This window comes from Mesorhizobium sp. P3_A9 (assembly GCF_056402975.1).
On the sequence record NZ_JBFUGJ010000724.1, the window covers coordinates 1 to 1,044 of the forward strand.

Here is a 1,044-nt window from a genome sequence, read left to right on the forward strand (position 1 = left end):
AGGTGCCGTGGATGACCGAGCCGATCGTTGCGGCGCTGTCGAGATTGGCATTGGTGTTGCCGGCCGCGACGCCTGCGACGGTTGCGCCATCGGCGCCAAGCACGTCGACACCGGTGACCGGCGCGGTGGTGCCGACCGCGGTGATGACGTTGCCGGTCTCGGCGGTGAACTGGTTGGCGGCGAGGCTGTCGGTGTCGGCATGGGCTGTCGGCACATCGTCGACGATGTTGATGACCAGGTTGCCGGCCGGAGCGCTGTCGCCGTCGGCGTCGGTGACGACGACCGCGAACGAGGTGCTGGTGTTGTCGCCCGAAGTGTTGGTGGTGAGCGTGTAGGCGTAGCTGATCGAGCCGACACCGGTGTTGGCATTATAGACATAGCTGGCCGTCATCGAGCCGGTGGCGTCGGTGAAGGTCTGCGGCACGCCGGTCAGGACATGGCCGCCGAGCGAGACGGTCTGGATGCCGTCTGGCGAGGTGAAGCCGATGGTGCCCGAGGTGGTCTCGGTGGTGTTGGAGTTGTTGTTGGGATTGCCGTCGGCGATCTCGCCGGAGCCGGCCGGCAGGCCGGTATGCGGCGGCAGGCCTGCTTCATAGACGGTGGTCGAGGCGAGCCCCGGCGCCGGGATGTTGTCGGTCGGCGTGGAGTCGCTGACCGAGATGGTCAGCGTGGTGTGCGACAGGTCGCCGTCGCCGTCCTTGATGGTGTAGGTGAAGACGTCGCTGACACCGCCGGGCGAGCCGGGGTTGCGGAGGTAGCTGTAGTCGCCATTGGCGCCGAGCGTCAGATCGCCATAGGTGCCGTGGATGACCGAGCCGATCGTTGCGGCGCTGTCGAGATTGGCATTGGTGTTGCCGGCCGCGACGCCTGCGACGGTTGCGCCATCGGCGCCAAGCACGTCGACACCGGTGACCGGCGCGGTGGTGCCGACCGCGGTGATGACGTTGCCGGTCTCGGCGGTGAACTGGTTGGCRGCGAGGCTGTCGGTGTCGGCATGGGCTGTCGGCACATCGTCGACGATGTTGATGACCAGGTTGCCGGCCG

Annotated in this window: 1 protein-coding gene; it reads right to left on the reverse strand. The window is 67.4% G+C overall.

What is annotated here, in order from left to right; all coding sequences use genetic code 11:
- Window positions 1-1,044: hypothetical protein (locus tag AC1DX0_RS36315; RefSeq protein WP_477359385.1), on the reverse strand; the 1,044-nt coding region annotated here is incomplete at both ends.